18 protein-coding genes and 1 pseudogene are annotated in these 23,625 nt (G+C 45.5%); 16 read left to right on the top strand and 3 right to left on the bottom strand.

Annotated elements, in window-relative coordinates; translation table 11 throughout:
- Positions 1 to 7: 7 nt before the first annotated feature.
- The gene (locus H6G21_RS22505) at positions 8 to 877 is read right to left on the bottom strand and encodes a lipid kinase (protein WP_190576250.1); all 870 of its coding nucleotides are present in this window, start codon (positions 875 to 877) and stop codon (positions 8 to 10) included.
- 482 nt (positions 878 to 1,359) lie between these two features.
- On the opposite strand from H6G21_RS22505, the gene H6G21_RS22500 reads away from it, so the two are divergent.
- The gene (locus H6G21_RS22500) at positions 1,360 to 3,426 is read left to right on the top strand and encodes a cation:proton antiporter (protein WP_190576248.1); all 2,067 of its coding nucleotides are present in this window, start codon (positions 1,360 to 1,362) and stop codon (positions 3,424 to 3,426) included.
- A 38-nt stretch (positions 3,427 to 3,464) separates the two neighbouring features.
- Here H6G21_RS22500 and H6G21_RS22495 read toward each other — a convergent pair whose 3' ends face one another.
- Complete coding sequence (locus tag H6G21_RS22495) at positions 3,465 to 4,850, bottom strand: cytochrome c biogenesis protein (RefSeq protein ID WP_190576245.1); 1,386 nt, start codon at positions 4,848 to 4,850, stop codon at positions 3,465 to 3,467.
- Positions 4,851 to 5,012: 162 nt separating this feature from the next.
- Positions 5,013 to 5,750: a cytochrome c biogenesis protein CcdA gene (locus H6G21_RS22490; protein ID WP_190576243.1), complete on the bottom strand. Its 738-nt coding sequence runs from the start codon at positions 5,748 to 5,750 to the stop codon at positions 5,013 to 5,015.
- A gap of 738 nt (positions 5,751 to 6,488) precedes the next feature.
- Between H6G21_RS22490 and H6G21_RS22485 the strand changes: the two genes are divergently transcribed.
- The 15 genes and pseudogenes from H6G21_RS22485 to H6G21_RS22420 all read left to right on the top strand — a co-directional run bounded on the left by H6G21_RS22485 (position 6,489) and on the right by H6G21_RS22420 (position 23,108).
- Positions 6,489 to 7,112: a hypothetical protein gene (locus H6G21_RS22485; protein WP_190576240.1), complete on the top strand. Its 624-nt coding sequence runs from the start codon at positions 6,489 to 6,491 to the stop codon at positions 7,110 to 7,112.
- A 145-nt stretch (positions 7,113 to 7,257) separates the two neighbouring features.
- Positions 7,258 to 8,595 (top strand): oligosaccharide flippase family protein, encoded by a 1,338-nt coding sequence (locus H6G21_RS22480; RefSeq protein WP_190576238.1) that lies wholly within the window; start codon positions 7,258 to 7,260, stop codon positions 8,593 to 8,595.
- 67 nt (positions 8,596 to 8,662) lie between these two features.
- Entirely contained in the window at positions 8,663 to 9,916 is a 1,254-nt protein-coding gene (locus H6G21_RS22475; RefSeq protein ID WP_190576236.1) for a glycosyltransferase family 4 protein, read from the top strand.
- 127 nt (positions 9,917 to 10,043) lie between these two features.
- Entirely contained in the window at positions 10,044 to 10,868 is an 825-nt protein-coding gene (locus H6G21_RS22470; protein ID WP_190576225.1) for an FkbM family methyltransferase, read from the top strand.
- Positions 10,869 to 10,934: 66 nt separating this feature from the next.
- Entirely contained in the window at positions 10,935 to 12,011 is a 1,077-nt protein-coding gene (locus tag H6G21_RS22465; protein ID WP_190576223.1) for a glycosyltransferase, read from the top strand.
- A gap of 105 nt (positions 12,012 to 12,116) precedes the next feature.
- Positions 12,117 to 13,070, top strand: coding sequence for a glycosyltransferase family 2 protein (locus tag H6G21_RS22460; RefSeq protein ID WP_190576219.1), 954 nt, complete (start codon positions 12,117 to 12,119; stop codon positions 13,068 to 13,070).
- Between the two features lie 336 nt (positions 13,071 to 13,406).
- Positions 13,407 to 14,339 carry a glycosyltransferase family 2 protein gene (locus H6G21_RS22455; RefSeq protein WP_190576217.1) on the top strand — a complete coding sequence of 311 codons (933 nt, stop codon included), beginning with the start codon at positions 13,407 to 13,409 and terminating at the stop codon, positions 14,337 to 14,339.
- A gap of 18 nt (positions 14,340 to 14,357) precedes the next feature.
- Positions 14,358 to 15,497: a glycosyltransferase family 4 protein gene (locus H6G21_RS22450; protein ID WP_190576216.1), complete on the top strand. Its 1,140-nt coding sequence runs from the start codon at positions 14,358 to 14,360 to the stop codon at positions 15,495 to 15,497.
- Positions 15,498 to 15,501: 4 nt separating this feature from the next.
- Entirely contained in the window at positions 15,502 to 16,500 is a 999-nt protein-coding gene (locus H6G21_RS22445) for a glycosyltransferase family 2 protein (protein ID WP_190576214.1), read from the top strand.
- Positions 16,501 to 16,731: 231 nt separating this feature from the next.
- Entirely contained in the window at positions 16,732 to 17,964 is a 1,233-nt protein-coding gene (locus tag H6G21_RS22440; protein ID WP_190576210.1) for an O-antigen ligase family protein, read from the top strand.
- Between the two features lie 92 nt (positions 17,965 to 18,056).
- Positions 18,057 to 18,929, top strand: coding sequence for a methyltransferase domain-containing protein (locus H6G21_RS22435; protein ID WP_190576207.1), 873 nt, complete (start codon positions 18,057 to 18,059; stop codon positions 18,927 to 18,929).
- 27 nt (positions 18,930 to 18,956) lie between these two features.
- Positions 18,957 to 19,142: pseudogene (locus H6G21_RS26385) on the top strand (glycosyltransferase); the annotation flags it as partial.
- A gap of 238 nt (positions 19,143 to 19,380) precedes the next feature.
- The gene (locus tag H6G21_RS26100; RefSeq protein ID WP_199307392.1) at positions 19,381 to 19,827 is read left to right on the top strand and encodes a hypothetical protein; all 447 of its coding nucleotides are present in this window, start codon (positions 19,381 to 19,383) and stop codon (positions 19,825 to 19,827) included.
- Between the two features lie 131 nt (positions 19,828 to 19,958).
- Positions 19,959 to 21,869 (top strand): asparagine synthase (glutamine-hydrolyzing), encoded by a 1,911-nt coding sequence (asnB, locus tag H6G21_RS22425; RefSeq protein ID WP_190576205.1) that lies wholly within the window; start codon positions 19,959 to 19,961, stop codon positions 21,867 to 21,869.
- 57 nt (positions 21,870 to 21,926) lie between these two features.
- Entirely contained in the window at positions 21,927 to 23,108 is a 1,182-nt protein-coding gene (locus tag H6G21_RS22420) for a glycosyltransferase family 4 protein (protein ID WP_199307391.1), read from the top strand.
- Positions 23,109 to 23,625: the final 517 nt, after the last annotated feature.

Below are 23,625 nucleotides of genomic sequence, written 5' to 3'. Positions count from 1 at the left end.
TCAATACCTACGGCACCAGAACCGACAAAGCCTGGGGAATGACCTTAAAGTGGGCGGGTGTTTGGGTTGTAATTTCTCCGTCCGTATTGATTGACTTGGGTTTGCGTGTGGTAACAAAAAACTCCTGACCCTGCTGGTAATGTACGAAGGGCAGCATGTGGTGTTTTCCACGATACAGGGCAGGTAATAACTTCACTAACTGCCACCAATGATCAATTTCTACACTGTATAAATCTAGCCGCTGATCTGTAATGGCAGCGTCATCCGCGACCGACAGTCCACCACCGTAGTAAATGCCATTGCCCACCGCAATTTGAATGCTGCGCACCTGCTCCACCCGATCGCCGCAGCGAATTTCTGCCTCGAACCGACGACTTTGCCATAGGGTTTGTACCGCTGCCACGGCATAGGCCAAGACCCCCCACCGCCGCTTTGCATCCTTGGATAGCCGTTTCGTAATTTGGACGCTTAAGCCCAAGCTTGCAACATTAAAAAAATACTGACCATTCACCCAGCCCAAATCGATTTTTTCCACGTTTCGCGCCGCGATGACTCGGCAAGCATCTGGAATGGTGGGGGGGATCCCCAACGTCCGCGCTAAATCATTGGCTGTCCCTAACGGTAAAATACCCAGTGGTAACTGGGTGTGCAAGAGTCCTTCCACCGCTGCATTGAGGGTCCCGTCGCCGCCCCCAATAATGGCCAAATCGACTTGATTGCGGTATTGCTCAATCACCTGGGGTAACTCCTCTGGGTGATTAAACGATGCTTCGACCAGGTCAAAACCCATACCCCGCAAAGACTTCATCGCCAAGTCTAACTTCTCTTGCCCTCGACGAGCATGGCGATTGACCAAAAACAGCGCTCGTTGCTTCATGGTGGTTGTTAACTCGATCGGCTACCCTTTAGACTACCCAATCTACCGCAGATTCACTGTATCGGACAATTTCAAGTTCTCGATCGATACCATCATTTTCCCACGTCTGAATACTGGCAATCCGTGTAATCAATTCTGGATAGAATGGGATCCAATGGCCTTCAAGCCGGACGGATGGCTGAAGCCGCTGATTCCTTAAAAGCTGATTCTTAAAAGCTTATTCCTTAAAGAATAGGGCCTTGTCAGGCTTTGTCTTTCTTTGTAGAGATTTTCCGAGGACTCGCTTCCAGGATTTTTCTTTTTTTTCTATTCTGAATGCAGACTCTATCCTGTAATTTTCCATCCTGTAATTTTCTATTGGTTGGGGACTGACCATTGGTTGGGCGCTGGGGCAATATCGTTCTCTAAAATTGCTCCACAGTTGGAATGGTCATGGAATAAGGTGGAGCTTTGATCTGTTTGATCTGCACGAGGGACGGTCTATGCCACTCGATAGTCCAATTATTTCCTTTACAATTCTAATTGCGGCAATCCTCATCATTCCGCCTGTTTTTGAGCGGCTACGGCTACCCGGTTTGGTGGGCCTTTTGGTGGCTGGTGTGATCCTAGGGCAGAGCGGATTGCGGCTCCTCAATTCGGAGTCGGACACCATTCAACTCCTATCGGACATTGGCAAAATTTATTTAATGTTTGTGGCGGGCTTGGAAATTGACTTGGTCCAGTTTCGTAAAACTCGCGATCGTTCGATCGGTTTTGGCTTTTTGACCTTCATTGTTCCGCTGGTGACTGGGATTGGGATTGGGCAATTGTTTCACTTTGGCTGGAATGCGTCTTTCCTGATTGGGTCACTGTTGGCCTCCCATACTTTACTGGCCTACCCGATCGTCAGCCGTTTAGGGGTGGTCACTAACGAAGCCGTGACGGTGACGATCGGAGCTACCATCTTTACCGATACCGGTGCGTTGCTCGTGTTGGCAATTTGCGTCGGGATTCATGCGGGGGGATTTTCGTCCTTGAGCTTGTTTTCCCTTTTAGCGGGATTAGCGATCTACGCGGTTGCGATTCTGTTTGGTCTGGATTGGGCTGGAAAAGCCTTTTTCCAACGGTCTGGGGATGAAGAAGGCAAACAGTTTCTATTTATTTTATTAGCCCTGTTTATCGCCTCGGTGGGGGCGCAGGTGATTGGTGTTGAGAAAATTGTTGGTGCTTTTTTAGCGGGACTTGCGGTCAATGATGTTCTGGGACGCAGCCCCATTCGCGAAAAAATAGAATTTGTGGGAAGCGTGCTGTTTATTCCCTGTTTTTTTGTGGATATGGGTCTGTTGATTGATATTCCAGCTTTTCTCAAAACCCTCGGATCCCTGGGGCTGACAGCCGCGATCGTGGGTGGATTGATTGGTAGTAAATTTGTGGCGGCCTGGTTGGCGAAGCTATGGTACGGCTATAGCCGGAATGAAGGTCTGACGATGTGGTCGCTTTCTTTGCCGCAGGTTGCAGCGACATTGGCGGCGACGTTGGTTGCCTATCAATCCTTGAATCCTGCGGGCGATCGCCTCATTCCTGAAACCGTTTTGAACAGTGTGATCGTGTTAATGATTGTCACTTCAATTCTTGGCCCCATTCTAACGGCTAAATTCGCGAATCAACTGCCCCTTGCCTCCAGTGATTCTCTTCATGGTGCTCCTTCGATTTGGTGGGAGGATCAATACTGTGATATCAGCGATCGTACCCAGCGCACTTTCAAAGTGCTAGTTCCGATTTATAACCCTCAAACCCAACGCAATTTACTGGAATTGGCGGCTCTCTTATCGAGTCATGAGGCTGGTCAAGTGGTTACACTGGCGATCGCGAAGGCCCATATCCACATGGATGCCCCGGAATTGGAAACCACCCTGACCCAAACGCAGCAATTACTGGATCAGGCGATCGCGATCGGGGAGGACTTCGGGGTACCTGTCACCACCAAAATTCGGATTGATGACGAAGTTGCCCTGGGCATCAGTCGCACGAGTCGGGAAGTGCAAGCCAACCTTGTGGTGATGGGTTGGAGTTCTACAACGGGCTTGCGGGCTCGGTTGTTTGGCTCGGTGATTGACAAAGTTTTTTGGTCTTCCCACTGTCCTGTCGCAGTGACTAAGTTACGGATCAGTCCAGCCGCCGTTCGCCGCATTTTGGTGCCTGTGGATGGTTTGACGGAGCAATCGGCGCGAACAGTCCGCTTTGCCCAAGTGCTAGCGGATGTCAATCAAGCACAGGTGATTCTCTTGCATATTTTTCCGCGCCGGACTGCGTCCATGCAAATGGAGCAATTTATGAGGCATCTATTGAATTTTGTCGCTAGAGATCAAACAGCCTCAACCATTGAGGTGAAAACCCTGGCCCACGACAATGTGGCAGTTGCGATTCTTCAAGAAGCACGAACCTGCGATTTGATTGTTCTCCATACCATTCGTCACCGCACTTCGGCGGGCTTAGAAGTGAGTAATGTTACCAGTCAAGTGGTGCAGGAAGCCCCTTGTTCTTTCATCCTGTTCGGAGAACGGGCCTAGGATAGCCGCAGTGCAGACGCCTACTCTTGCAGCGATCCCTAGTTTTTTCCTGCTAGGGTCTCCACTTTTTCCGCTGCACTCAACTGTTCAAGAATGCCTAGGAACTCCTGTTCAAAGGCAACCTGAGCTCGGTTGGTCGTTCCTCCGATATATAGCTTGCCTTCCTGCCACAGCCCCCAAACCTGGGAGTGGGAAACGTAACTGAGAATGACGCTAATCATCATTAAGCCGAAGCCCAAATACACGATCGGAATGCCCGGATCGGCCTTGATTTGTAGCCCTGTGCTGCCAGTGACATCGACGATCGCCAATTTAATCCCTTTCACTTCGACGGCCATGCCTTTGCGCACGGTCGAAATCAACTTGCCATCCATGCCATAGACCAAGACTAAGCCCTGCATATCTTTGACGATTAGGGAGACGCCATCACTCAAGTCGGGCTTAATTGGGACAAAGGAACCCCATAGCCGTCCGCCCGTGGGTACTTTAATTTGTCCCATGGGAAACTGTAAAACAGGACTGTTATTGAGTTTGACTGCAATCCCAGAAATATTCCAATCCGCCTGATACAGCGTTACGCCTTGGTAGCGCAGCGGTTCATTGACATGGATGGTTTTGCGTTGAACTTCTTCTCCTGCCTGGTTCAGCACCGATAAATCGGAGTAAAACTGATCAATTTCCCCCGTGGGCAGGTAATCAATCCAGAAACGATTGACTTTGACCGACCAGTCTTGGGGAATTTGGGAACCAGACCATGGCCCCGCATCGGTAATGTTTTGAACCTTGAAGGTATTGCCGCTGGGGATGAGTTCCTGGGCGACAAAGCCTGTCATGGCTCCCACGATCCCGCCGAGCAGAATAATCAACATGCTGGCATGGACAATAATCGGCCCGACTCGACCGATGAGACCTTTGCGAGCATAGAGTCGATTGTCCTCTTGTACGATCGTATATTTGCGACTTTCCAGGAGCGACTTGAGGGGGGCGATCGAGGGTTGCGTAAGTTCCGCACTCAGGGCGAATTTCTGGAATTGGCGGGGTTGGCTGTAGAGTTTTTGGGTGCGGGTGAACCATTTCAGCGCAGGTAACTGACGCTTAAAGGTACAAGTTGTCAAACTTGCACCAAACAGAACCAGCAGAGACAGATACCACCAAGTGCGATAGACGTGATCCAGTCCGGCGATGAGTACAACCTTCCAAGTCAGGAAGCCAAAGAGGGCAGGCTTTTCGGGATAGTTGGCTTGGTAGAAGGCAACGGACTGGCCCTGCTCAATGACGGTGCCCAAAATGCTGAAGAGGGCAATGACTAACAGTAAAACGATCGCGAGTTGTAATTTGCCTAAAACAGGTAAAATCTCTCGATTGATAAAGCGTTTAACAACGGTAAAGGGATTCATGGGAGGATTGGTAGGCGCGATCGACATGGCAGCAGGGATTATCAACAGCTAATAGGATGGGAATTGGGATTTGCTATAAATGTAGGAATACTGGTGATGAAGGCAGGAATGCGAAGTAGCTTTGAGGAAATAACGCTTTTCAATGACAAAACGAACGGTTTCGTCACCAGATTACTCGGTAGCTTTTGATTAAAACTGCCACGGTAAACGGGAGACGAGGGAAAACATGCCAAATCCCAGTAACAGAACGCCACTGGTCGGTGTGATCCAAGCAGACCACTGGCGAATTTCTAGGATTTTCTTAATGGCGGCGGTGAAGGTTCCGGCAATCACCAAGGGGGCCACGTAACCTGCGGTGTAGGCCAGTAACAAGGCTCCGCCTAGGAGGGGGTCTTGGTGGCTGGCTAGCCAGGTTAGCAGGGTGGCCAAGACGGGGGTGCTGCAAGGGGAGGCGACTAGGCCAAAGGTCAGCCCAATCAGGTACGATCGCACGCCGGTGGGTAAATCTTGGGAAATCCAGTCCAGTCCTAAACCTGCGGGCATTCTGAGGGGGAGAACTTCCAGGAGGTTCAAGCCCATGAGGATTGCTACAAGGCTCACGACGATCGGTAACCCCAGTCCCACCTGACCATAGACTCTGCCCAATAATGAGGCGACAATCCCTAGCCCGGTCAGTGTGGTTGCAAGGCCGAGGGCAAACCAGGCGGATTGAATGGCTCCTTGCCAGCGGGATTGGGCTTCGTAGCTGCCGATGTAGCCGACGGTGATGGGCAGCATGGATAGGGTGCAGGGGGTGAGGCTGGTGAGCAATCCGGCACCGAAGATAATGGCGATACTGACGATCGTCAGGTGGGTGAGTTGGCTGAGCACGAGTTGGTTGGCGGTCTGGCTCAGGCTGTAGAGCTGGGTTTGGATGGCGTCGAGCATGGGTGAAGAACCCCGGTTCTTAACGAGACTTAACAAGTTTCGTTTCCCATTCTACCGAAGTGCGGGGATGCGCTTGTGTTTGACGATTGGTCTTATTGGGGAAGGGGGGAAGATTAGGAGGGTTGGAGGGGGTTGTAGGGTTGGCCAGGGATGGGATCCAAGTTGGTAGCAAGGTTCGCTGTAATTTTTGGGGGATCGGGAACAATGGGGAGACCGATCGAGTCCTGACGGCGGTAGGTGTATTGCGCGATCGATCTGTGCAGATACGACCAGATGCGACCAGATGCAACCTCTCGATGAGTCTGTCGGTGAATGGCGACTCCGTGAATCTACTGAGACTTCTGAAACCCGCTTCTGCAGAAGGTCAGGGCTGACTGAATAGGGTGTTCTGAGCAAGTTAATTTCTTCTAATTCCAAGATTGTTCCGTATTTTCCCGGATTGGGTAATACAGATTGGAAAGGAGAAATAACAGCTATGAATAAGAATTATGAAGAATTCCAGTTTGAGTTTAAGTAAAACCCATGGTTTTGGCTCAGGCTCGATCGGGTTTTTGTAAAGGTGGATGGAGAAGTTTACAAAGTTCTGATGAACTCTCAGGATTTTCTGGAAGGAGCCTGCAAAAGCTAATCAGCGAGTTCGTCTCAATTCCGACAGCGGACAAAGGATGTAAGTTTCGGTTATAAATACGTTTCCTTAAATTTGGTTTTACGCCCTTTCACATTCGGTGTTGGTTCACAATGATGTACACAAAATCTCCTGTCTTTTCAACGTCTGTTCCTTCTATCAATTCGGCTGCAACGATGGCAGGGTATGCGCTGGTGTGGCGGCAGAAGAAGTTGGTTGTGCGCCGTGCGCCGTCTCGTAGTGCGATCGTGGTTCCGGAGACGGTGCCGATGGAGTGGCTAGTGGAGCGGGTGAGAAAGTCGCCGGTGAAGTTGGTATTGGTAGATGTCAAGCTGGGTGTGGCGGCCTTGCAATTCTGGGCGGAAGTCGCTCACCGTGCGGGTAAGCCGATTTATGTCAATTTAAAGCCGGGGAAGAGTTGTGGATTGGTTGCTCAAAAGGTTTCCTATACGCTGCTCGGGAAAATGGTTCGGTTTAGTGTAAATAGTTTATTGATTATTGCTGCTTACCTGTTTCGAGCCTCCCAACAATCTGCTGCGATGGGTGAGTCTCTGCAATTTTATGTGAATTATGATGGTCGCATTTTGAAAGCAAGTGGACTATGTGGGTTAATTCAAAGAGTGGGTTTGCGCCAGCAGTTGTTGGTGTGGCTGAATGAATTGCGTGGACGAGTGAGTCTACCGGCTGCATATTTTGAGAGTGTGGAAAAGTCTAATCCGATCTCAACTCAAGGTTGATTAGAGCGGTCGGTTGATAAGTCCTAAGATCCTTGAAACCTTTATTTAGGGGTTGTTTTAGCGATTTTACTATTAATAAGTAATCAGTTTGCCAAGGTTATGGAGTCCACTAAGAATTACGGAAACAAGCCAGAGGTCAAGGTCAGTGAAATTGATTCACGCTAAAATTCGTTGGATTCTACAGGGCAAAGATGGTGCATCTACAATTGCTCAAACCTTTTTGGCTCGCTTTATCTTCATGGCTTTAACGATCGTAACAGGAATGATTACTGCACGATATCTAGGTCCTGAAGGGCGAGGTGAGCTAGCAGCTATGAGTCTTTGGCCGCAATTGTTAGCTTTTATGGCAACCTTAGGGTTAACCAATTCTTTGATTTATAATTTCAAGCGGTATCCTGAACAAAAATCCGAGTTATTTGGTACTGCTTTAATACTAGGCTCTTTACTGGGAACTGCTGCATCGATCGTTGGTTTTTTCTGTATTCCAGTCTGGCTAGCGAAAAGCCCTGAAATTGTAATTCAAGTTGCACGATGGTTTGTATTAACTGCGGTGCTCGATATGCTCCACGGGATAGCCTGTGCTGCCTTGGAAGCTGAGGAGCAGTTTGGTTTTGCTAATCAAATTCGATATATTACTTCTCCGCTGCTATCGCTAATTACATTATGGATTTTGATTCAATTTAATATAATTAATCCTGTTAATTTTATCATTGCTGGAATAATTCCTAAGGTGATATTAGTTCTATGGGTTTTGGTTCATGCTTGCAGACAGATTCAGCCAAAATTTATCAGGTTATCTGCATCTTTTAGAAATCTTTTTAGGTATGGTCTGAGATCCTATGGATTAGATTTACTGGGGACTCTAGCTAGCAAAATTGATCAGATTTTTATCGTAGGGGTTTTAGCGGCTTATGAAGTTGGAATTTATAATGCAGCGTTAAACTTAGCGAGTGTGATTGCTATGCTACAGATCTCTGCTGGAAGTATTCTATTTCCTAAAGCTTCTGCACGACCTGTGAATGAGGTGGTAGAGATGACAGCAAAAACAGCACGTGTGACGCTTGTGCTGACGATTGTTGGGGGGGCAACTGTTGTTCTCTTGGGGCCACAGGTACTAGAGTTACTGTATGGGAATGAGTTTGTAGCGGCGGCACCCATTTTTAGATTGCTGGTTGGTTACACTATTTTGCTAGGAACAACACAGATTTTGATGCAGCCTTTCATGGCACTGGATCGCCCGGAAATGGCAACACTTTTACAAGCGTTAGGGCTAGGACTAAATGTTGTGATGTTTGTTCTATGGGTGCCAACCTATGGAGTGTATGGGGTGGTTTATGCGCTCCTGATCTCAGGTGTCTTTCGTTTAGTTGCAGTGATGGTCAGTTATCCGATCGTTCTAAAGTCGAGATCTCCCAATTTAATTCCTGGTAGAGCGGACTTTGTACGGATTTATCACTTGGTAATGACAGGCACTTCATCGTGAACTGTCTTCAGCGTTGACTAGATTTTGGTGAAGTTAATCTTTGCGTGGTTGGTAAGGGAGTAGAAGGATGAAAATTGCTTGTTACGGTTATGTGTATAAGAATACGGGAAGTGTTGCTGGTGCTAACTTTCTGATTTTGGAAGAGCTGTTGAAGCGGGGACTTGAGATTGATTTTTTTGGTTGGGATGGCTTTAATAAGCCTCATGAGTTATTAGATTATTCTAATTTCAAGTTCATTGAACTACCGAAGGGAGTGGTTGGAAGTTCTATCTATAGTTGTCTTCCAACCTTTTTAAAGGAGATTTATAAATCGTATTTGTGGCCTGCTGTTCATGTTTTCCTTGATAGTCGGATAGATCAAAAATATTTGCAAGAAGAAATTATTTTATCACATCATTCTCAGCATTATGATGTGATGCTGTTTCTAAGTGTTAATTCTAAATTTAAAGTGAAGGGATTACCGATCGTCAGTTGGTTGCAGGGAACACCTCAAACAGAATGGCAATATATTCAGAAACTTCGATCGCAAATCATTAAATACGGTGGTTCAGGTTTTTATCTAAAGGCGGCTGTTCACTACACATTGGAAGCTCCTAAAGTTGGTCGAGAAATAGCTAATAGTGATCTCTTGATTTGTGAAAGTGCTTGGTCACGTGATCGTATGATTGAGTATGGGGTTGCTCCAGAGCGTTTACGAATACTGCCCTACCCTATAAATCTAGAACTCTTTCAGCCACCACAGAAAGTGAGTCTAAAGAGCAATACGGATAAGAAAACTTTTCTGTGGTTAGGGCGAATCGATCCTCGTAAGCGATTTGATTTGATGATTGCAGCTTATGAATTACTCTTACAGGAGCGGCAAGATGTGCATTTGAAAGTTGTGGGTGGATTTCGTCATGTACCAGGATATCGCAAATTGATGGAGCCACTGCTACAAAAAGGACAAATGGAGTACATTCCATTTGTCCCGAGATCGGAAATTCCACAACTCCTTCACGAATGTGACGTTGTGGTTCAACCTAGTGAAGCCGAGAACTTTGGTTCTTCGATCGCAGAAGCTCTCTGTTGCGGTTTACCCGTGGTTCTCGGTTCAACCAATGGGACGAAGGACTTCATTGGAGAGTCAGGAATCTTGTTTGAGGAATATACTCCAGAAGCGTTGAAAGATGCCATGATTACCGCACTGGAGAAGCTTGATCGTGATCGTAATCAAGTGATTGCTAACAATCGTAAGGTTGCAGAACAGAGTTTTAATGTTGATTGGATTGCTGATCAAATGATTTCTGCTTTACAGAAAGTGGTTGAATCGGTTGCCTACTAGGTATGTCATAAATTTCTTATATGACAACGAGTTTATTGGTTTTAGCATTGAGTTATATGTTGTAACAATGTACTTATTGTTCCATATTTCGTTATACCTGTAACACAATTCTTTGAGGAATATACCCATGTCTTTCAGCTTGATGATTTCGAGATTCACGAAAATTGCTTCCAACCTGCAACGAGTTCCTGAAGCTTGGTGGTGCATGTACAATCTCAAAAACTGGTGGGGGTTTTTATTTCGTTTTTTGGGATTAGTCAATCAATATCCTTTTGATGTGATGACTCGGAAAGGATATACCATTCGTTTAAAAGACTTCTATGACGTAACGACTGTCTGGGTGATTTTCTGCAAATTTGAGTACAAAATTCCGAAAGATTGTAAAGTTATCGTAGATTTGGGTGCCAATATCGGTTCATTTGCTATTTTTGCGGCTCAGCATGAGCCTGACGTGAAAGTTATCTGCCTTGAACCATTTCCCAGTACTTTCAGACAACTTGAGGAAAATATTGTTAATAATCAGCTGAGTTCGCGCATTACAACCCTTCCCCTAGCTATAAGTTCTAGGCGTGCTATCTGTGCGATGGCGACGGGCGGTTTTGGAAGTACTACGAGTCATCTTGTTGAAGCCGAAGATGCAACTGGTGTAGAAACTGTATCTGCTATTAGATTTCCTGATTTACTGGATATAGTTGAAGAAAAACTTGGGCATAGACGTATAGATCTACTTAAAATTGATATTGAAGGTGGGGAGCATGATTTGTTTCAAAACATGACACCTGAATATTTGAATAGTGTGCAGGAAATTCAGATGGAACATCATCGTAATGGATCAAAAGATGCCTTGTTTGATAAATTAAACCACCTTGGTTTTATCTGCAAAACTGACTACATATTTTCTGAAAATTTTGGTACTGCCCATTTCCTTAAAAATGTTCTTCCCAAATGTTAAATCTGCTCTAGGATCGTTTTTGTTTCTTCGATTCATACTCATCCCTCTATCTGATTAGATTTCATCATGAACAAGCCAAAATTTACGTTCTGTATCCCGAACCGGAATAAGATCAAGTATTTGCCCGCTTGTATTGAAAGTATGTTGGCACAAACCTGTCAAGATTGGCAATGTGTTTTTATTGATGGTAACTCCGATGATGGTAGTTGGGAATATATGCAGCAATTTGTCCATGATCCACGATTCTTGCTCAAGCGGGGTCTGGGGCAGGGCATGTATGCAGATTGGAACTACAGCCTAGAGCATGTCGATACCGAATATTTCTATATCCTTACGAGTGACGATATTTGTTATCCGTCATTAGTGGATAGTACGGTGAATATGCTTGATCAGCATCCTGATGTCGATATCTGTCATTTTCAATACGCATTGATTGATCAAGAGGGTGATATGCTATACGACCCAGATGAATATGTATGTAACCGATTTCCGATCTATGCGGAAGTGAACCGATCTCCCCATCGCAGATCGGGATTGTGTGAAGTATTCATGCATTACATGTATGGCACTATTTATATGACGATTACTTCGTTGGTATTTAGAAGGAATCTGATTGCGAAAATGGGCGGTTTTTCATCGCAATATGGCTCTGTGGGTGACTATGATTGGTCAATGCGTCTGGGGCTATTTTCCGATGTGATTTATTTGCCTCAGCTTCTAGCGACTTGGCGGCTCTATCCCGAACAAGCTACTGCTCTCGCTGATGGACTCCAAGGCTCAATAAACTATATCGAAATTGCCAAGAAAAATCTGGCTGCTTTAGAATCTAGTATGAATATAAGATCGGTTCCGAAACCTCTCGATTTCCGGAAGCTGTTGTCGAAAAATCTCGATCAATATATTCATGAAAGGTTGTTACTGGCTTTCAGTAAGCCTGATCCAGTTCATTGTGCGGTGAATATCTATGAGATCTGCCGCACTGATTCCACTTATCCTTTCCGGAAATTATTAAGACGCCTACGATCTGTCTCCTATAAAGCCGAACTTACACAATCGGCTGGTCAACTCATTGAACAATATGGCTTAGATTGGCCGCCAGTGAATATCTTAGACCCTGCTAGTGAGATTGTCCCCACTCAATAATCTGTCTGTTTGGCTGCCAGATAATCGACTCAGATTAATCCCCTTGATTTTTCTGACCCTGTCTCTGCTTACTGCACCTATCTATTCCTACTCATTTGGTGGTGTATGAATTCGCTGATTTCTATTTGTATTCCGACCTATAAACGCCCTGATTTGCTGCTTTGTGCGGTTCAGTCCTGTTTGAATCAAACCTATCACAATATTGAAATTATTATTTCTGATGATTCGCCGGATGAATTGTCAGAGGTGGCCATTGTTCAGTTGCAGCGATCGGATAGAATTCGGTACTATCGTAATGCTCAACCACTGGGGCAAGCGGGTAATGTAAATCAACTCTTCTACTTAGCGCAAGGAGATCGGCTTGTCTTAATTCATGATGATGACTGGTTGCTCGAAGATGCGGTGAGTACTTTGATCCAAGTTTGGGATGACCATCCTGACTTAGTCGCTTGTTTTGGTAAACAGTTTGTGGCCAGCATGGATGGTAAAATTCTGGAGAAAGATTCCAACCAACTGAATTGTCATTATTTTCGATCCGAAAAGTATGCCGGATTACAGTCATCCTCGCAGTGGTCAGCCCTGATGGGTCAATTTCCAAATAACGGTTATATGATTTTAACGGAAGTTGCACGAGCAGTCGGCTACCGTGATGGTGCAACAGTTGGAGATGCTTGTGACTATGATTTTGGCCTACGGATTGCCAAAAATCAGTCAGCTTTCTATTTCATTGACAAATATGTTTCCGCATATCGGTTGACCGATAATTCAATTTTGAGAAATAACAACTATAGTGATATTACGTTTAACTTAGTTAAAGAGCTTGACTTGCCAGCCTCGATCGAACCTTCGAGAAGAGAAAGGCTCCAACAATACGCTTCACCAGCGGTGAGTAAGTTGCTGAAAAAAGGCAGAAAAAAACAAGCCTTAGCAATATATATGTCTGATCACTATACGTTACAGAATCGTTTGTCAGTCAAAGGATTTATCCACTTTGTGTTGCTTTGTCTGCCGGGTAACTTACTCCCTGTTGTCGAAAATATGTTGAATTTCTGTTGGTAGGAAGTGTTAAGTTATTGATGCGTTACAGCTAGCGTTTTTTCTGGGATGCCGCAGGCTTTACACATCCTACATTTATTCCACCTAGCTACTTACCTCTCTTTTGTCAGTTTGTGGATTTTCGGCGACTTTACGTCATTTCATCCTACGGGAACGCAATATTTGAACCCAGTTTGATAGAAGAGGGTTACAGCAGATTGCGTAACGATAAGGAGCAAATACAATAATGTCTGAAGCCATGTCTGCTGTGAGCTGCTGTATCGATCAGTCAAGTAAAGTGCTGTATCAACAGAGATTTAACCTTGATTTACTCTGGATACAATTATGTTGGATGCAACTATGAAAGTATCGGTTCTGGTTCCAACTTATCGACGTTGCCGAGATTTGGCGCGCTGCCTCGAAGCCCTCAAACAGCAGTCTTGTCATGCTGATGAGGTTTTAGTTGTGGTGCGTGATACCGATGATGAAACTCATGAATTTCTACGGAGTTTTACCGCTGAGGCATTGCCTCTGCAAGTGGTTAATGTGTGGCTGCCGGGACAAGTAGCGGCCTTGAATGGGGGGATGGCTGTTGCACGGGGCGATATAATTGCCATTACTGATGATGATGCTGCTCCTGCACCGACTTGGTTAGAGCAAATTAAAGGGCATTATCTCTCTGATTCAACTGTGGGTGGTGTGGGTGGTCGGGACTGGGTTTATTTAGGCGATCGACTCCTAGAGGGATCTGAAAATCAGGTTGGTATTCTTCAATGGTTTGGGCGAGTCGTGGGCAATCATCACATTGGAATTGGAGAGGCCCGCGAAGTTGACATCCTCAAAGGTGCCAATATGAGCTATCGACGGGAAGCGATCGAAGGACTACGGTTTGACGATCGTCTGAAAGGACAAGGTGCACAGGTGCATAACGATCTGGCGTTCAGTCTCTCAGTCAAACGTCGATGCTGGAAACTCATCTACGATCCCGCCGTTGCTGTCAACCACTACCCTGCTCAACGGTTTGATGATGATCAGCGCGGTAGCTTCAATGCGATCGCTACCATTAATCAATCCCATAATGAAGTGTTAGCCTTGCTCGACTATCTTTCTCCTTTACGTCGTTTAATTTTCCTGATCTGGTCAAATCTGATTGGAACAAGAACCAATCCTGGTCTGATCCAAGTCTTACGACTATTCCCTCAAGAAGGCTGGCTAGCCGTCCAGAAAGGATGGTCATGCCTAGTGGGTCGCTGGCAAGGGTTGCAAACCTGGATGAACTCCCATCCCTCATAACGTGAGACCTATGACACCATGAAAGCTTGTATTGTTACTCACAAAGTCGCTAAAGGAGATGGGCAAGGACGAGTCAATTACGAAGTGGCTCGTGAGGTCTTGCATCGTGGTCATCGACTGACTCTACTAGCCAGTAGCATCGCGCCTGAGCTACAAGATCACCCTAATCTCAATTGGATCAAGATTTCCGTTGCAAGTCTCCCAACAGAGTTATTCAAAAATCTCGCCTTCATGCATCACAGTCACCAGTGGCTGAAGCAGAATGCTCATCATTATGATGTCACTAAGATTAACGGCACCATTACATCCTATCCGGCAGATGTCAATGCAGTTCACTTTGTCCATAGTGCTTGGCTGCAATCCTCTGTCCATCCCGCTCAAATTCATCGCAACCTGTATGGCAGCTATCAATGGTTATACAGCAAATTTAATGCACTCCTAGAGCATCCCATCCTCAGTCAAGCAAGAACTGTTGTGGCCGTCTCTCAAAAAGTGGGACAGGAACTCACTGAAATTGGCATCAGCCCATCCCAGATTCAAGTCATTTTTAATGGCGTTGACCTCGATGAATTTCATCCGGGTCAGTCCGATCGCAGCCAATGGCAGTTACCCAATTCGGTTCCCCTTGCGCTTTTCGCTGGCGATATTCGATCGAACCGAAAAAATTTAGATACCATTCTCAAAGCCCTTCAACAGGTTCCTGAGCTACATCTGGCAGTGGTCGGCAATCCTGAGCAGAGTCCTTTCCCACAGATGGCGATCAACTTGGGAGTCAGCAATCGAACCTACTTTTTGGGATACCGCCGCGACCTGCCAGCCATCATGCGAGCCGTTGATTTCTTCATCTTTCCATCCCGATATGAAGCCTGCACACTCGTAGTATTAGAAGCCATGGCATCCGGTCTGCCTGTGATTACTGCAAAAACGACAGGTGGCTCGGAAATTATTCACCCCGATTGTGGCATTGTGTTACCTGATTCCGAAGACTCGGTGGCGATCGCGGAAGCTGCTCACAAACTGATGACACAATCCAATTTAAGACATCAGATGGGGCAGACTGCTCGCAAGATTGCCGAACAATACAGTTGGTCAACCATGGCAAAACACTACGTTGATTTATTTGAGTTCATCCATCAGCAAAAGCTACAGAGAGAGTAGAACCATGCAATCGTCTCCCCCAACCGTTGCTGTGTGTATCCCAACCTATAACCAAGCCCAATACCTACGCTTGGCAGTTGAAAGCATTTGCCAGCAAACCTATCCCAATCTAGAAGTCTGGGTTTCAGACGATGCGAGTACTGACGATACTCAAGATGTAATGGCCCAACTCTGCCAACAGTATCAACAAGTTCACTATTATCGTCAACCCAAAAACCTAGGCATTGCAGGAAATAACTCTTGGCTTTTGCGTCAGCCCCAGACCGACTATATCATTCGTCTAGACTCCGATGACTTACTCTTGCCAGACTACGTCACCACATTACTGGCACTCCTCGAAAAATATCCAGATGCTGGTTATGCCCATGCTGCTGTGCAGGAAATTGACCAATTTGGTAACCAACGAGGCATTCGGAGAGTCCATCGCTCCCATGAATATCATGATGGCGATACAGCACTCAAAGCATCTGTAACTGGCTATCGAGTGGCAGCTAATATCTGTATGTTTCGTGCTCCTGTTCTTCGAGAACTTAATTTCTATGAGGGGCGTCCTGACTTCGCTGAAGACTATGATCTCTCGGTCAGAATCGCGGATGCAGGCTATGGAAATGTCTACTCCCCAAAAATTTTGTCTTGCTACCGAGTTTGGACAGATGCTCAAGGAACTCGCCCTAGGCGCAAAGGATTAGAAATTCGCGGGCTGATCAGAACCTTTGAAGAAACTATGATTCCTGCCTTTCAGCGTCGTGGCTGGAACACTCAACCAATCTGGCGATCGCGCAGAAGTCTAGCCCTAAATCATGCAGCATCCTGTTATGAACCCTGGTTTACCTCCCAAGAAAAAGCGGAACTCACTCGCCTCCTGCTGGAATTAGGAGATTGCTTAGAACTGCGACTAAGATTACAAGCAATTCAACTCGGTTTGGGCCCACTATTTTCCCAGATTCACCGGATCAACCTCACGATGAAAGGAATAGTAAAAGGAGTTTTGGCACGAGCCTAGAGTAGTTGACCCGCGAAAAGATGATCTACCGTGAAAAAGATATCCTTCATCCCTAATCCGCCTGATGCCTGGTTGCTCCTCTTGGTTTGGGGTCTTTTCTTCTTGCTGGGTGGCTTCGTTGGTATTGGATCAATCACGCGTCTTCTTTATCCAGTGCTCACAGTTGCAGTAGCACTTTTTCTCTACCAGAAATATCCAGTGATCTACCAAGCTTTTGTTTGGTGGGTTTGGATGCTCACACCTCTATTCGCCCGTCTAGTGGATTATCGTAGTGGCTGGGATCCCCAACGAATTATTTTAATTGCTCCCTATCTCATCACCTTCATTCCACTGTTAAGTATTCTCTCCAACATCCCAAAGCTTAACCGAATGGGAGCAACACCCTTACTTCTAGCAGGAGCTGGCGTTCTATATGCAACGTTAATTGGTTTACTACGCAATCCCCCCTTTGGGGTCTTTCGCACCATGTTGGATTGGCTCTCACCGATCGTCTTTGCACTCTACTATCTGCAAAACTGGCGATACTATCCTGAGTATTCAAAAACGATTCGACAAGTGTTTCTCTGGGGGGTTCTGATTACAGGCGTGTATGGTGTTTATCAATATTTAGTTGCTCCAGAATGGGATGCTCTTTGGTTGAGGGAGTCGCAGCTCTCCAGTGCAGGGCTGCCCGAACCACTGAAGATGCGAATTTGGAGTACGATGCATTCACCGGGTGCTTTCGCTGTCTTTATTATGGCTGGACTTTTATTTTTGCTCACTAGTTCCTCACCCTTCGCTATCCCTATCAGTGGAGTTGGTTATCTTGCAATTTTGCTATCTCTGGTACGAACTGCATGGTTGGGCTGGGGAGCAGGTCTACTGATGCTGGTAACTTCGCTCAAACCAAAATTTCAAGCAAGATTGCTCTTCTCCATTGTTCTCATTATTATGTGTGCCATTCCGCTCGTCACTATGGATCCCTTTGCAGAGACAATTAACACGCGCATTGAGACCCTAACCGATCCGCAAGATAATAGTTTAACTGGACGGATGGAGATTTATGATACTGGATTATTTAGTGCCCTGCTGAATCCAGTGGGCAATGGCCTCGGTTCTTCTTGGATTGAGCAGAATGGGAAAATAATTTCCCTAGTTGTGGATAGTGGATTCATTGACTTGTTTCTGAGTCTAGGGTGGATTGGTGCAATTCCTTATCTGATTGGCCTGCTAATTTCCTTGTTGAGCGCTGCCAAAATTAAGCAGCGATGGGTAGCCGATTCTTTTCTGAGTACAGGATTTGCTATCAGTGTCATTGGCTGTCTGCAAATGTGGGTGACTACGACACTGACGAGCCTCTCTGGCATCGCTGCATGGAGTTTTCTAGGACTCATTTTAGCTGGAGAGCATTACTACAAGTCCAAAATGAGATCGGCGCAACTTATCTCTGATGTGCCATTGGCTTCCATCCATTCGTCTCCATAGTTTTTGAATCATCTCGAATATTAATGATTAACGTGGTAATTAATATGACTAACGTAAGCACGAGCCTTGTCAAAATCTCTATTCCAGTTAGCATGGATGACATTGTAGATGAGATTACTCAGTTCACTCAACTAGAGCGAGAAGAGGTGAAGCAGCGAGTTTGGCAAGAAGCCTTAACAATTGGATGGAATGTCTGTCAAGATGCGGAAAAGTATCACATTACACCTCATCACTATGACGGTTCCATGGAAGATCTCTATCGAGATAGTCATGCATTCATATTTGAGACGATGGTCTATTGGGCAAGATCGGGACGACAGAACTTGACTAATATCCTAATTGACCGCATTCAGAATTATGCTAGGGAAACCAGTCAGGATCAGAAACAACTTAAGATTTTGATCCTAGGGGATGGTTCAGGTAATGATTCCATTTGCTTAGCCAATTCAGGTTTTACAGTTTACTATTTAGACTTTCCAGGGAGCCAAAATTATCGGTTTGTTTCAAAACGCTTTGAAGCCTATGGTTTGCTCAACTCATCCATCCATATTATCAGTAACTATGATGATTTATTAGATGGTTCTTTTGATGTTGTGATTTCTATTGACGTACTTGAGCATTTGCCAAATCCGCTAAAAGCAGTAGCGGATATAGCTGCCATGTTGACTTTTGGGGGGATTGCCTTAATCTCTGATGCCTTCGGTGATGTGACTACTAATCTGCCAACTCATCTGGGGGCAAATCTCAAATACCATGGTGCTACTCCGTTTATTTTCCTGAAACGTGGTCTAGTATTGACTTGGACTAATGCTTCATTTACGCCCATGGAGTTTCAGAATCGGTCAGATCAATGGAATCTGCATGACTGGTTCTCACTAGGCTTACAAAAACCTGTTTTGATGTTTTACCTGATTGCTAAGTTTGGGCGTTGGAAACGACTTTTCAAGAACTGGTTGGGAGTGTAGTCAATCACCCTACTTAAGGTCAAAACGATGCGAATTCTTCATATTTTAAATCATGTTCAGAGACTTGGTAAGGGTATCGTGAACGTTGCCGTCGATCTAGCTTGCTTACAGGCTCAAGCAGGGCATACGGTTGCTGTTGTCTCTGGGGGAGGTGAGTATGAAACCTTACTTACGGAATATGGTGCAGTCCATTTTTGTCTAAATCAACAGCGATCTCTTGAAGAAAAACTTGCTGTGTACAGATTACTGTGTATGGATTACCTACTGTGTTTGTAAATAGTGAATATTATATCTTGATTGATGAGCAAGAAACTAGAGGAGGAGTATACAACCTTGATAACTATTTCAATTCTCAAAATAATAGAACTGTTTCAGTAGTGCATGAAAAGTTCAATCGTCTTCTATCGAGTGTGTCTTGCGTCTATAGATCTACTTTCTAAAATAGAATGCTATGAATCCTAATCTGCTGTGGAAACTGAGTCGTCAAGCTTATCATGCTAGGATGACTATTCTTGCAAGGATCTTGAAGGGGATAAACTTTCTGACTTTTCATGCAATTCTCCCCTATGAGGCAGAAGTAGAGAATGATATTTGTTTAGAGCATTTTGGATTAGGAGTAGTGATTCATCCTAATGTCACTATTGGGAAAGGTGTCAAAATTTTTCATAACGTTACTTTAGCCACCTCTACTTGGATCGGATCTCCCTATCGTATCATCGTCGGAGATAACGTGACTATTGGAGCGAATGTAACTATTATTAGTCGTGAGGATGAAACACTAACAATCGGTGCTGGAGCAGTAATTGGTGCTGGAGCGGTTGTAACCCGTGATGTTGCTTCTAATCACACAGTTGTTGGTATACCTGCTCGACCCATTAATCACGAAGATGCGAGATGATCATCAAAATGTAATGGGCTGGCAGAATTTCCTCGAAATCATCTTTCGTCTATCCGTGTTTAAGGGCTCACTCCAAATATCTGATAGATATTTAACTTTTAACAGTCACTATTAGTTTTTTAGGATTATCTATGTGCGGAATTATCGGACTGATTGGAACTTCATCTCGTACTTCTCTTGCTCAAATAGAAGTAGCCCGCGATCGCATGTGGGAGCGTGGACCAGATGACGCTGGGCTTCACCAAATGGGGCAAGCCATCTTTGGGTTTCGTCGCCTTGCTATCCTCGACCTCAGCCCCGCTGGGCATCAACCCATGGTCAGCTCTGACGGTCAAGTCATGCTTGTCTTTAATGGAGAAATCTATAACTACCAAGAATTACGGAATCAGCTGAAAGCCGATTATCCCTTTCGTTCCGGTACGGATACTGAAGTCATCCTGAATGGCTACCTTGCTTGGGGATGGGAACGGATGCTCGATCGTATTGATGGCATGTTTGCGATTGCTATCTGGGATAATCGCACCCAAACCCTCTATGGAGCCCGCGATCGCGTTGGTAAAAAGCCTTTCTTCTATCATTATGAAGATGGAACCTTTAGTTTTGCCTCCACCCTTAATTCTCTCCGCGCGCTTCTACCCCAAACTCCAAATGTTAATCCGATCGCCCTGGATGCTTACCTCACCTACCAAGCCGTACCTGCTCCCTATTCTATTTTTCAAGGGATTCATCAACTTCCCCCAGCTCATTACCTCAGGTATCATTATCCTACTCAGAAACTCTCCCTTGAACGTTACTGGGATGTGGACTATAGCCAAAAAACTAAGCAATCAGAAGCAGAAATCCTGGAAGAATTAGATCATTTGATTCGTCAAGCTGTACGCCGTCGCTTGATGAGTGATGTCCCCCTAGGAGCCTTTCTCTCCGGTGGGGTAGACTCCAGTTTAGTTGTTGCCATGATGGCGCAGGAAAGACAAGAACCTGTGGATGCCGTGGTCATCGGTTTTGAGGATCAGGCATTTGACGAGCGCAACTATGCCCGTAAAGTAGCTCAACATTTGGGGCATCAAGTCAATTTGCATGAATATGTCCTGCAGCCCGATTTCCTGTTCAAGTTACCTGAAATTATTGGGCAGTATGGACAGCCCCTAGCAGATGTGTCGATTGTTCCCACCTACTATGTTGCCAAAGCAGCACGGGAGCATGTTACGGTTGCTTTGAATGGGGATGGGGGAGATGAAGTCTTTGCTGGATATTCCCGTCCAGTGATTGCAAGAGCTGCTGAGTCCTATCGTCGCTTTCTCCCCCCAGCACTCCGTAGCGCTTTAGGACAAATATTCACTGATATTCAACAGGGATCTTTGAAAAACCTAGGAATGCTAGCTCAAACAGGAAAGACTACCGCTGAGGCAGCGTTTATCTACGATCGTGCCTTTCGCTCCTATCGTCATCAAATTTATACCCCAGAATTTCGTCAGCAGCTAGGCAATTACCATCCTGATTTACTCTATAGCCAGGTTTGGAACCGTGCTAGAGCAACCGATGATGTTGATCGCGCTTTATATGGTGACTTTAGCACTTACTTACCTGATCAACTGCTGACTAAAATGGATGTCTCAACAATGGCGTTTTCACTGGAAGCGAGATCGCCATTGCTCGATAAAACATTGATCGAATATTCTGCCCGCATTCCCACCGATCTTCGGATCAAAGGATTTACCACTAAATATTTACTGAAGCGCCTTGCAACTCGCTATGTTCCAGCAGAGGTGATTTATCGCCGTAAGCGTGGATTTGTTATGCCTGCAAGTGCTTGGCTTACAGGTCATCTTGCTAACTACTTGAAAGTCACTTTGCGTAGTTCTGCCTTTCAGGATCGTGGCTGGTTTGAGCCAACTGCAATTGAACAGATGTTGCAAGAACATTTTTCTGGTCAAGTAGATTGGGGTCAGCAACTCTGGACATTATTGGTTTTGGAAATTTGGGCAGGTATGACCTTGGATAGATCGTTTAGCAATCAAGATAGCCTACAGGTTGAGATATAAGATCATCGGTTGCGCTATTGTTCAAAATAATGCTGACTCACTAGAAGGCTTAGTTTAATGCAGTTACTACACTCTACAAATTTATCCACGCTCAATACGCTCCAAATTGGTATGGAGTGGTTTCCTGAAAGAGCGGGAGGACTCAATCGGGTATTCTTTGACTGCATCCAACACTTGCCGCAAGCGGGTATCAATGCCCGAGGACTGGTTGTGGGATCTCCCAACATTGAACGAGATACGAATCGGATAGTCAGTAGCTTTGCCCCTCCCAGTGATTCTCTATTACAGCGCTGGTATAAGCAACGCTTGCTTGCCAAACGAATTCTATTAGATCAAGACTATCCCCTTGTGGTTTCTCATTTTGCTCTCTATACGTTCCCAATTTTAGATATATTGGGCGATCGCCCCCTTGTTACTCACTTCCAGGGCCCTTGGGCACTCGAAAGCTTAGTTGAACATGGGGGGGCTAAAACAATGGGAATTCGATTGCGACAGGGGCTTGAACAAGTTTGCTACAATCGAACTCAAAAATTTATTGTCCTTTCGCAAGCATTTCAGAACATATTGCATCAGGAATATCATATTCCTCGTGAGCGCATTCACATCATTCCCCCTGGTGTTGAGATGCAGCATTTTAATCCCAATATTTCACTGCAACAAGCTCGAACTCAACTGGGTTGGCCACAGGATCGCCCCATTATCTTGTCGGTACGACGGTTAGCCAAACGAATGGGATTGGAAAATCTGATTGCAGCGATTGACAAAATTCGTTATTCCTATCCCGATGTCTTGTTGATGATTGCAGGTAAAGGCTATCTAGCAGATACCCTACAAAAACAAATTCAAGAACTCAATCTTGAAGATCATGTCCAATTATTAGGATTTATGCCAGATGAAGATTTACCTGTAGCCTATCGCGCTGCTAATTTCTCTGTTGTGCCCACTGTAGCCTACGAAGGATTTGGTTTAATTATTATCGAATCGCTGGCTGCTGGAACTCCTGTTTTAGGTACTCCCGTCGATTCTATTCCGGAAATCCTCAGCCCGTTATCTCAGGATTGCCTATTTGAAAGTGCTTCCAGCCAACATCTGGCGCAGGGTATCCAAGAAGTATTATCCGGCATTCGTCAACTGCCTAATCAGCAACATTGCCGAGATTATGTTGCTGCGAATTATACTTGGCCTGTGATTGCTCAACGGATTCGATCGGTCTATGAACTGGCGATCACAGATTCATGAGATAGTTATTACTCCGGTAACTGTTGTCAATACAGAGCTCAATACTCCAATGGCCTAACCGCTTAGTAATCAAGCGCTTCTGGCTATATTCTATTTGAGTGCTGGGGGAATAATGAGAGAGTTCAATGCTGCTAGCGTTGCTATCTGATCAATTGACTCAACCCGATGCGCGATCGCCCATTCTTCTAAACTCCCTAGTAGAACTCGAATTCAGATAATCTGACAGTCTCATAACTATAAAGAACCTCACCCCAGGCAGGTATTTTACCGAGGGTGGGGTTCTCTATTACTTACCGTCTGTCAGATACTTACCGTCTGTCAGAGGTCTATGACTCTGGTAACTATTATCAATACATAGCTCAATACCCTAAATCCCTCTCCCAGGACGGGCTACCGTGTACACACAAGTCAGGGGAAAGTCATTTTCCAACCTAAGAAAATGCCTTCAAACCGTTGTAGACCCTTGACGATCGTCACAACACCAGGGGGACGCTGCGAGGGATAGCCAGACCATCCC

Origin of the sequence: Alkalinema sp. FACHB-956 (assembly GCF_014697025.1) — a bacterium.
In the GTDB taxonomy this organism is placed as follows: Bacteria; Cyanobacteriota; Cyanobacteriia; order Leptolyngbyales; family Leptolyngbyaceae; genus Alkalinema.
This window is presented reverse-complemented; position numbering and strand designations above follow the sequence as displayed.

Excerpts from the sequence above, each read along its gene's own strand:
- H6G21_RS22490 (WP_190576243.1), bottom strand. The coding sequence starts at position 5,750 with ATGCTCGACGCCATCCAAACCCAGCTCTACAGCCTGAGCCAGACCGCC.
- H6G21_RS22450 (WP_190576216.1), top strand. The coding sequence starts at position 14,358 with ATGAAAGCTTGTATTGTTACTCACAAAGTCGCTAAAGGAGATGGGCAA.
- H6G21_RS26100 (WP_199307392.1), top strand. The coding sequence starts at position 19,381 with ATGAATCCTAATCTGCTGTGGAAACTGAGTCGTCAAGCTTATCATGCT.
- H6G21_RS22455 (WP_190576217.1), top strand. The coding sequence starts at position 13,407 with ATGAAAGTATCGGTTCTGGTTCCAACTTATCGACGTTGCCGAGATTTG.
- H6G21_RS22440 (WP_190576210.1), top strand. The coding sequence starts at position 16,732 with ATGCTCACACCTCTATTCGCCCGTCTAGTGGATTATCGTAGTGGCTGG.
- H6G21_RS22460 (WP_190576219.1), top strand. The coding sequence starts at position 12,117 with ATGAATTCGCTGATTTCTATTTGTATTCCGACCTATAAACGCCCTGAT.
- H6G21_RS22475 (WP_190576236.1), top strand. The coding sequence starts at position 8,663 with ATGAAAATTGCTTGTTACGGTTATGTGTATAAGAATACGGGAAGTGTT.
- H6G21_RS22470 (WP_190576225.1), top strand. The coding sequence starts at position 10,044 with ATGTCTTTCAGCTTGATGATTTCGAGATTCACGAAAATTGCTTCCAAC.
- H6G21_RS22445 (WP_190576214.1), top strand. The coding sequence starts at position 15,502 with ATGCAATCGTCTCCCCCAACCGTTGCTGTGTGTATCCCAACCTATAAC.
- H6G21_RS22435 (WP_190576207.1), top strand. The coding sequence starts at position 18,057 with ATGGATGACATTGTAGATGAGATTACTCAGTTCACTCAACTAGAGCGA.
- H6G21_RS22505 (WP_190576250.1), bottom strand. The coding sequence starts at position 877 with ATGAAGCAACGAGCGCTGTTTTTGGTCAATCGCCATGCTCGTCGAGGG.
- H6G21_RS22465 (WP_190576223.1), top strand. The coding sequence starts at position 10,935 with ATGAACAAGCCAAAATTTACGTTCTGTATCCCGAACCGGAATAAGATC.
- asnB (WP_190576205.1), top strand. The coding sequence starts at position 19,959 with ATGTGCGGAATTATCGGACTGATTGGAACTTCATCTCGTACTTCTCTT.
- H6G21_RS22495 (WP_190576245.1), bottom strand. The coding sequence starts at position 4,850 with ATGTCGATCGCGCCTACCAATCCTCCCATGAATCCCTTTACCGTTGTT.
- H6G21_RS22500 (WP_190576248.1), top strand. The coding sequence starts at position 1,360 with ATGCCACTCGATAGTCCAATTATTTCCTTTACAATTCTAATTGCGGCA.
- H6G21_RS22485 (WP_190576240.1), top strand. The coding sequence starts at position 6,489 with ATGATGTACACAAAATCTCCTGTCTTTTCAACGTCTGTTCCTTCTATC.
- H6G21_RS22420 (WP_199307391.1), top strand. The coding sequence starts at position 21,927 with ATGCAGTTACTACACTCTACAAATTTATCCACGCTCAATACGCTCCAA.